Source organism: Mycobacterium scrofulaceum (assembly GCF_001667885.1).
Taxonomy (GTDB): Bacteria; Actinomycetota; Actinomycetes; order Mycobacteriales; family Mycobacteriaceae; genus Mycobacterium; species Mycobacterium scrofulaceum_C.
In genome coordinates, this window is record NZ_LZJW01000076.1 from 1 (window position 1) to 8086 (window position 8086).

An 8086-nucleotide genomic window follows, 5' to 3' on the forward strand; every position below is an offset into this window, starting at 1 on the left:
TGAGGATCTGGGGCAGGGTCAGCTCGTGCACCAGCTTTCCCACGTAGGGGTACTGCGGATCCCCGGCGGACGCGGGGCCGGTGTCCGCGCACTTTTCGGCGTCGATCGTGGGGTCGTGCCAGACCAGCGGTTGCCCGTCTCTGGTGATGTTGATGTCGAGTTCGAGTGTGCTGACACCTAATTCGAGCGATTTCGCGAAGGCCCGCAACGACTCCTCGGTGGTCTCCCCGCGTCCGCCGCGATGTGCCTGCAAGTCGAACTCCGGCGGTTGGGCGGCCGCGGCGGGCGACGCGAGGACAGCGAGCGCGGCCAGGGCGGCACCGAGGCGCGCGGGCCAGCGGTGCACCGCCGTCAGACCCTGCGCTGCCGGGCGATCTCGGCGAGCACCACCCCGGCTGCGACCGAGGCGTTCAGCGACTCGGCGTGCCCGGCCATCGGGATGGACACCACCTCGTCGCAGTTCTGCCGCACCAGCCGCGACAGCCCCTTGCCTTCCGAGCCGACGACCACCACCAGCGGGTCGGCGCCGTCCAGGTCGTCGACCACGGTGTCACCGTCGGCGTCCAGTCCGATCACCCGGATCCCGCGGTCGGCCCAATCCTTGAGCGTCCTATTGAGATTGGTGGCGCGCGCGACCGGGATGCGGGCCGCCGCGCCCGCGCTGGTGCGCCAGGCCACCGCCGTCACCGACGCCGAACGCCGCTGCGGAATCAGCACACCGTGGCCCCCGAAGGCCGCGACCGAACGCACGATCGCGCCCAGGTTGCGCGGATCGGAGATGTTGTCCAACGCGACCAGCAGCGCGGGCGGGGAGTTGATGGCGGTTGCCAACAGGTCGTCGGGGTGGGCGTAGTTGTACGGCGGGACCTGCAACGCGATGCCCTGATGCAGGTGGTTGCTGGTCATCCGGTCCAGGTCGGCGCGCGGCACCTCGAGGATCGAGATGCCCGAATCGGCCGCGCGGGCAACGGATTCGGTGACCCGCTCGTCGGCGTCGGTGCCCAGCGCCACGTAGAGCGCCGTCGCCGGGACACCGGCGCGCAGGCACTCCAGCACCGGGTTGCGGCCGAGCACCGTTTCCGTCTCGTCGGTGGGCCGCTTGGTGGTTCGCCGCGGCGGCGACTGGGCGCGCTTGGCGGCGGGATGATTGGGGCGCAGGTGCGCCGGGGGCGTGGGCCCGCGCCCCTCCAGCGCCCGCCGGCGCTGACCGCCCGAGCCCACGGTGGGCCCCTTCTTGGTGCCCGCCTTGCGTATTGCGCCGCGGCGGCGCGAATTGCCGGCCATCTACTCGGTCTGACCGGCCTGCAATGACCACTGCGGCCCGTCGGCGGTGTCGGTGACCTCGATGCCGGCGAGCTTCAACCGGTCCCGGATCTCGTCGGCGAGCGCCCAATTGCGTTGCTCGCGGGCCTTTTCCCTGTTCTCCAGCTCGGCCCGCACCAGCACGTCGACGGCCGCGAGCGCGGCCGACGTCTCGTCACGGGTTTCCCAGCGCTCGTCGAGCGGGTCGCAGCCCAGGATCCCCATCATGGCGCGGATGGCCCGGGCGTGCTGCATGGCGCCTTCGTGGTCGCCGGAGTCGAGCGCCCGGTTGCCCTCGGCGCGAGCGTGGTGCACCTCGGCCAGGGCGGCCGGGACCGCCAAGTCGTCGTCGAGCGCCTCGGCGAACCGCGGCGTCCACTCGCCCGGCTCCACGCCGCCGACGCGGACCCGGACACGGTGCAGGAATTCCTCCACGCCCACATAGGCTTTCACCGCGTCCTGCAGGGCGGTGTCGGAGAATTCCAGCATCGAGCGGTAGTGCGCGCTGCCCAGGTAGTAGCGCAGCTCCGCCGGCCGCACGCGTTGCAGCAACGCCGGGATGGCCAGCACGTTGCCCAGCGACTTGCTCATCTTCTCGCCGCCCATGGTGACCCAGCCGTTGTGCAGCCAGTAGCGGGCGAATCCGTCGCCGGCGGCGCGGCTCTGCGCGATCTCGTTCTCGTGGTGCGGGAACACCAAGTCCATGCCGCCGCAGTGGATGTCGAATTCCGGCCCGAGGTACGTGCGGGCCATCGCCGAGCATTCCAGGTGCCAGCCGGGCCGTCCGCGGCCCCAGGGCGACGGCCACGACGGCTCGCCGGGCTTTTCGCCCTTCCACAGCGTGAAGTCGCGCTGGTCACGCTTGCCCGTCGCCACGCCTTCGCCCTGGTGGACGTCGTCGATCCGGTGCCCGGACAGCGCGCCGTACTCCGGGTAGCTGAGCACGTCGAAGTAGACGTCGCCGGCCGCCGCGTAGGCGTGGCCGGTTTCGATCAGGCGTTCCATTAATTCGACCATCTGCGGGATGTGCCCGGTGGCGCGCGGCTCGGCGGACGGCGGTAGGACGTCCAGGGCGTCGTAGGCGGCGCTGAACGCGCGTTCGTACGTGGCCGCCCACTCCCACCACGGCCGGCCCGCCGCGGCGGCCTTGGCCAGGATCTTGTCCTCGATGTCGGTGACGTTGCGGATGAACGCGACGTCGCAGCCGCGCGCCATCAGCCATCGGCGCAGGATGTCGAAGGCCACGCCGCTGCGGACGTGGCCGATGTGCGGCAGCCCCTGGACCGTGGCGCCACACAGGTAGATGGAGACGTGGCCCTCGCGCAGCGGAACGAAATCACGCACGGCACCGGCCGCCGTGTCGTGTAGCCGCAAGCGGGCGCGATCGGTCACGACGTGCCAGCTTACCGGGTGGTTCGCAGCCGCCCGGCGCTGCGCGGGCCGGACAGCGCCCCTCGGGCGTCGTCGACCGCGCAGCCTCAGTCGATGGGGACGACCAACGCGGTGGCGATGGCGGCGCGGCCCTCACCGCGACCGGTCAGCCCCAGCCCGTCGGTCGTCGTCGCCGACACCGAGACCGGCGCCCCCAGCAGCTCCGAGAGCGCACGCTGCGCCTCGTCGCGCCGCGGGCCGACCCTCGGCTGGTTGCCGACCAGTTGAACGGCGGCGTTTCCGACGCGGAACCCGTCCCGCGACACCAACTCGACGACGTGGCGCAGCATGTCGGCGCCGCTGACGCCTTTCCAGCGCGGGTCGTCGACCCCGAAGACGGCGCCGATGTCGCCCAGCCCGGCGGCCGACAACAGCGCGTCGCACAGCGCGTGGGCCCCCACGTCGCCGTCGGAGTGGCCGGCGCAGCCGTCGGCGTCGGGGAAGAGCAGGCCGACCAGCCAGCAGGGCCGGCCCGGTTCGATCGGGTGCACGTCGACGCCCAGCCCGACGCGCGGCAGACCGTTCACCGGCGCACGATCGCTTCGGCCAGCAACAGGTCGAGCGGGGTGGTGATCTTGAACGCCAGCGGGTCGCCGTCGACCACCTGGACCTGGCCCCCGACATGCTCGACGAGCGACGCGTCGTCGGTGAACTCGGCCGTGCCGGCACGCTGGTATGCGCGCAGCAGCAGTCCGCGCGCGAAGCCCTGCGGGGTCTGCACGGCGCGCAGGCCGGCCCGCTCGGGCGTGCCCAGGACCACACCGTTGGCGTCCACGGCCTTGATGGTGTCATGCAGCGGCAGCGCGGGCACGACGGCGTCGTGCCCGGCCCGCAGGGCGTCCACCACGCGCACGATCAGCGCGGGGGGCGTCAGGGCGCGGGCGGCGTCGTGGACCAGGACGAACCCCGGGTCGCCGGAGATCGCCGCCAGCGCCAGGCTGACCGACGTCGTGCGGTCGGCCCCGCCGGCGACGACGGTCGCCCGTTCGCCCAGGGCTCGCTTGGCCTCGTCGACCAAGGCGGCGGGGACGGCGACGACCACGTGTTCGACGACTTCGGATGCGAGCAAACCGTCGACGGCGCGGTCCAGCAGGGTGCGCCCGTCGACCTCACAGAAAGCCTTCGGAATGCCGGCGCCCAGTCGTTCTCCCGACCCCGCGGCCGGTACGACTGCGACGACCGTGCCCGTGACCACCGAAGCGTCAGGGCCTTCAGGAAGCGGCGGCCAGAACCTCGTCGAGGATGGTTTCCGCCTTGGCGTCGTCGGTGCTCTCGGCGAGGGCCAATTCACCGACCAGGATCTGGCGGGCCTTGGCCAGCATGCGCTTCTCGCCGGCGGACAGGCCACGTTCCTGGTCGCGACGCCACAGGTCGCGTACTACCTCGGCCACCTTGTTGACGTCACCGGAGGCCAGCTTCTCGAGGTTGGCCTTGTACCGGCGCGACCAGTTGGTGGGCTCTTCGGTGTGGGGAGCGCGCAGAACCTGGAAAACCTTGTCGAGGCCTTCCTGGCCGACGACGTCGCGGACACCCACGTACTCGGCGTTCTCGGCGGGCACTCGAACGGTCAGGTCTCCCTGCGCCACCTTCAAGACGAGATATTCCTTTTGTTCCCCTTTAATGGTGCGGGTTTCAATCGCCTCGACTAACGCAGCACCGTGATGCGGGTAAACAACGGTGTCGCCGACCTTGAAGATCATCTGATTCGAGCCCCTTTCGTTACTTCATCCTAACACGGCCACCCAATCGCGCGCGGAGCAACGATGCAGGTCAGGGGCACAACACGCGCAGATTAGGGGTTGACAGGGGGAGCAGAACGTGCAGTGATGCACATTACCCCTGCCTTTTTGCGGCTCTCGGAGCGGCCCCTGGGCGCCCCGACAGACGCCCCGAGATGGCCTTCCTGGCTGGTCCTACGCCCCGCGCTACCGCGCGCGAAACCTTCCTACTACTGTGCATAGTTGCATCCGTCGAACCGGCCCAGCAGGAGGCATTGAGTGAACCGCTTCGAGATCGGCCTCCCCCTCCGCGCGCCGGCGCTGACCGTCCGGGCCGCGCTCGTCGGCGTCATCGCGGTGGTCGCGATGCTTCTCAGCGGCTGCGGGGCCGGCCAGGTCTCGCAGATGGCCGTCCAAGAGCCCGCGATCAACGGCAACAAGGTGACCTTCGGCAACGTGGCGCTGCGCGACATCCGCATGCAGGCGCCGCAGACCGGCGCCTTCGTGCAGCCCGGGCAGCCGGTGGACCTCCTACTGGTGGCGATCAACCAGTCGCCGGACGTGCCGGACCGGCTGGTGAGCATCACCAGCGACGTCGGCTCGGTGTCCCTGAGCGGCGACGGTCGGCTGCCCGCCGGCGGCATGTTGTTGATCGGTACCCCGGAGGGCCAGAAGGTGGCGCCCGGCCCGATGGGCTCCAGCAACGCGGCCAAGGCGACCGTGATGCTGGCCAAGCCGATCAGCAACGGGCTGCTGTACAACTTCACGTTCAATTTCGAGAAGGCCGGTCAGGCCACGGTTCTGGTACCGGTTTCGGCCGGCCTCTCCCCGGCGCAGCCAAGCTAGGCGGGGGCTTCCGCCTGTCATAGCCGGGATTTGTCGTACCGGCTCGATACCGTCATGGCGTGGCTAATCCGCGCTCCCAATACCGCTGCTCCGAATGCCAGCACGTCACCGCCAAATGGGTGGGCCGCTGCATGGAATGCGGCACCTGGGGCGCGGTCGACGAGGTGCCGGTGCTGAGCGCGGTCGGTGGCCGCCGCGCGGTCACCGCGGCCGCTTCGGCTTCGCGGCCGGTCCCGATCACTTCCATCGAGCCCAACGCCAGCCAGCACCGCTCGACCGGCATCGGCGAACTCGATCGGGTGCTCGGGGGTGGCGTGGTGCCCGGTTCGGTCACGCTGCTGGCGGGCGATCCCGGCGTGGGCAAGTCGACGCTGCTGCTCAAGGTGGCTCATCGCTGGGCGGTTTCGGGCCGGCGCGCGCTGTACATCTCCGGTGAGGAGTCGGCCGGGCAGATCCGGCTGCGCGCTGACCGGATCGGCTGCAGCGCCGACGAGGTCTACCTGGCCGCCGAATCCGATGTGCACACGGTGCTGGACCACATCGCGACCGTGCAGCCCGCGCTGGTGATCGTGGATTCCGTGCAGACCATGTCCACGACCGAGGCCGACGGCGTCGCCGGGGGCGTCACGCAGGTGCGCGCCGTCACCGCCGCCTTGACCGCGGCGGCGAAGGCCAACGGCGTCGCGCTGATCCTGGTCGGCCACGTCACCAAGGACGGGGCGATCGCGGGACCGCGCTCGCTGGAACACCTGGTCGACGTCGTGCTGCACTTCGAGGGCGACCGCAACGGGTCGCTGCGAATGGTCCGGGGCGTCAAGAACCGGTTCGGCGGGGCCGATGAGGTCGGCTGTTTCCTGTTGCACGACAACGGCATCGAGGACGTGTCCGATCCGTCGAACCTTTTCCTGGATCAACGGCCGGCGCCGGTCGCCGGGACCGCGATCACCGTGACGCTGGACGGCAAGCGACCGCTGATCGGGGAGGTGCAGGCCCTGCTGGCGACCCCGGGCGGCGGCTCGCCGCGCCGAGCCGTCAGCGGTATCGACCACTCCCGGGCCGCGATGATCGGCGCGGTGCTCGAGAAGCACGGCAGGCTGGCCGTCGGGGTCAACGACATCTACCTGTCCACCGTGGGCGGCATGCGGTTGACCGATCCCTCCTCGGACCTGGCCGTCGCGATGGCGCTGGCGTCGGCGTATGCCGACCTGCCGTTGCCCACGACGGCGGTGATGATCGGCGAGGTGGGGCTGGCTGGAGACCTGCGGCGGGTCAGCGGCATGGAACGGCGGCTGGGCGAGGCCGCGCGCCAGGGCTTCAGCATCGCGCTCATCCCCGACGGCGACGACCCACGGCGCGAGATCGTGCCGAGCGGGATGCGGGCGCTGCGCGCTCCGACGATCGTCGCGGCGCTGCAACACATGAAAGCCATCGCCGGCCCGCGCACTGGCTGGACGCAAAACGCCCTGGGGCCGCACAATGACACGCTGTGACCCGTCCGACACTGCGTGAGACCGTCGCCCGCCTGGCGCCGGGCACCGGGCTGCGCGACGGCCTGGAGCGCATCCTGCGCGGCCGCACCGGTGCGCTGATCGTCCTCGGCAACGACGAGAACGTCGAGGCCATCTGCGACGGCGGTTTCGCCCTCGACGTGCGGTACGCGCCGACCAGGCTGCGGGAGCTGGCGAAGATGGACGGTGCCGTGGTGTTGTCCACCGACGGCAGCCGCATCGTGCGGGCCAACGTGCAGTTGGTGCCGGATCCGTCGATACCCACCGATGAGTCGGGGACGCGGCACCGCTCCGCGGAACGGGCGGCGATTCAGACCGGTTACCCGGTGATCTCGGTCAGCCACTCGATGAACATCGTGACCGTCTATGTCGGCGGCGAACGCCACGTAGTGGCGGATTCCGCCACCATCCTGTCGCGGGCCAACCAGGCGATCGCGACGCTGGAGCGGTACAAGACCAGGCTGGACGAGGTCAGCAGGCAGCTGTCGCTGGCCGAGATCGAGGACTTCGTCACGCTGCGCGACGTGATGACGGTGGTGCAGCGGCTCGAGCTGGTGCGGCGGATCGGCCTGGTGATCGACGACGACGTCGTCGAGCTGGGCACCGACGGGCGCCAGCTGAGGTTGCAGCTGGACGAATTGCTGGGCGGCAACGACATCGCCCGGGAACTGACCGTGCGCGACTATCACGCCAGCCCGGAGCCGCTGTCCAAGGCGCAGATGACGGCGACCCTGGATGAGCTGGACGCGCTCTCGGACACCGAGCTGCTCGAACTGACCGCACTGGCAAAGGTTTTCGGCTATCCGACCACGGCGGAGGCGCAGGACTCGGCGGTCAGCCCGCGCGGGTACCGCGCGCTGGCCAGCATCCCGCGGCTGCAGTTCGCCCACTCCGACCTACTGGTCCGGTCGTTCGGGACGCTGCAGGGCCTGCTGGCGGCCAGTGCCGGCGACCTGCAGTCGGTCGAGGGCATCGGCGCGATGTGGGCCCGCCACGTGCGGGAGGGGCTGTCGCAGCTCGCGGAGTCGACTATCGCCGACCCGCTGAGTTAACCCGCGGGAACCGGGGCCGGTGGCGCCTCCGGCGGCGGCGCGGCGGCGGGTTGCCCCGGGCCGGGCACCGGGCCCGGCGGCGGAGGCGGCTGGTTCAAGATGAACGGGACGGGCTGGGAGCGCAGGTTGCCCAGCTGCACGACGAGGTTGTAGGTGCCCGGCCCGATCGCCGGCCGCGGCAGCGGGCAGTGCGGCGCCGAACCCATGCCCGTCCAGGTCACCGCGGTCG

9 protein-coding genes and 1 pseudogene are annotated in these 8086 nt (G+C 70.8%); 3 read left to right on the forward strand and 7 right to left on the reverse strand.

Annotated features, from left to right (window positions below; translation table 11 throughout):
- The 6 genes from A5681_RS11790 to carD form a co-directional block, all read right to left on the reverse strand.
- Positions 1-313, reverse strand: a 313-nt coding sequence (locus tag A5681_RS11790) for a glycerophosphodiester phosphodiesterase family protein (RefSeq protein WP_269454950.1), incomplete at its 3' end; no start/stop codon positions are given.
- Between the two features lie 38 nt (positions 314-351).
- Positions 352-1284: a 23S rRNA (guanosine(2251)-2'-O)-methyltransferase RlmB gene (rlmB, locus tag A5681_RS11795; protein ID WP_067274166.1), complete on the reverse strand. Its 933-nt coding sequence runs from the start codon at positions 1282-1284 to the stop codon at positions 352-354.
- A complete protein-coding gene (gene cysS, locus A5681_RS11800; RefSeq protein ID WP_067274170.1) occupies positions 1285-2694 on the reverse strand; it encodes a cysteine--tRNA ligase in 1410 nt (469 codons plus the stop codon). It abuts the gene before it with no gap.
- An 86-nt stretch (positions 2695-2780) separates the two neighbouring features.
- Entirely contained in the window at positions 2781-3260 is a 480-nt protein-coding gene (ispF, locus tag A5681_RS11805; protein ID WP_067274173.1) for a 2-C-methyl-D-erythritol 2,4-cyclodiphosphate synthase, read from the reverse strand.
- Positions 3257-3928, reverse strand: a complete 672-nt coding sequence (gene ispD, locus A5681_RS11810) for a 2-C-methyl-D-erythritol 4-phosphate cytidylyltransferase (RefSeq protein WP_067274177.1) — start codon at positions 3926-3928, stop codon at positions 3257-3259. Before ispD ends, ispF begins: the two co-directional genes overlap by 4 nt.
- A gap of 16 nt (positions 3929-3944) precedes the next feature.
- Positions 3945-4433, reverse strand: a complete 489-nt coding sequence (carD, locus tag A5681_RS11815) for an RNA polymerase-binding transcription factor CarD (protein WP_003419482.1) — start codon at positions 4431-4433, stop codon at positions 3945-3947.
- 297 nt (positions 4434-4730) lie between these two features.
- Here carD and A5681_RS11820 point away from each other — a divergent pair, with 297 nt between their 5' ends.
- Genes A5681_RS11820 through disA form a run of 3 tightly spaced genes read left to right on the forward strand, consistent with a single transcriptional unit; the run spans position 4731 to position 7857 of the window.
- Entirely contained in the window at positions 4731-5297 is a 567-nt protein-coding gene (locus A5681_RS11820; RefSeq protein WP_067274180.1) for a hypothetical protein, read from the forward strand.
- Positions 5298-5356: 59 nt separating this feature from the next.
- On the forward strand, positions 5357-6787 hold the full coding sequence (gene radA, locus A5681_RS11825) for a DNA repair protein RadA (protein ID WP_067274184.1): 1431 nt from the start codon (positions 5357-5359) through the stop codon (positions 6785-6787).
- On the forward strand, positions 6784-7857 hold the full coding sequence (gene disA, locus A5681_RS11830) for a DNA integrity scanning diadenylate cyclase DisA (RefSeq protein ID WP_007166542.1): 1074 nt from the start codon (positions 6784-6786) through the stop codon (positions 7855-7857). Before radA ends, disA begins: the two co-directional genes overlap by 4 nt.
- On the opposite strand, the pseudogene A5681_RS11835 reads toward disA, so the two are convergent.
- A pseudogene (locus A5681_RS11835) lies at positions 7854-8086 on the reverse strand (hypothetical protein); the annotation flags it as partial. The gene disA and the pseudogene A5681_RS11835 overlap by 4 nt on opposite strands.

What these genes read in the sequence shown, in the direction of transcription:
- carD (WP_003419482.1), bottom strand. Translation starts at nt 4,433, where the DNA reads ATGATCTTCAAGGTCGGCGACACCGTTGTTTACCCGCATCACGGTGCT.
- rlmB (WP_067274166.1), bottom strand. Translation starts at nt 1,284, where the DNA reads ATGGCCGGCAATTCGCGCCGCCGCGGCGCAATACGCAAGGCGGGCACC.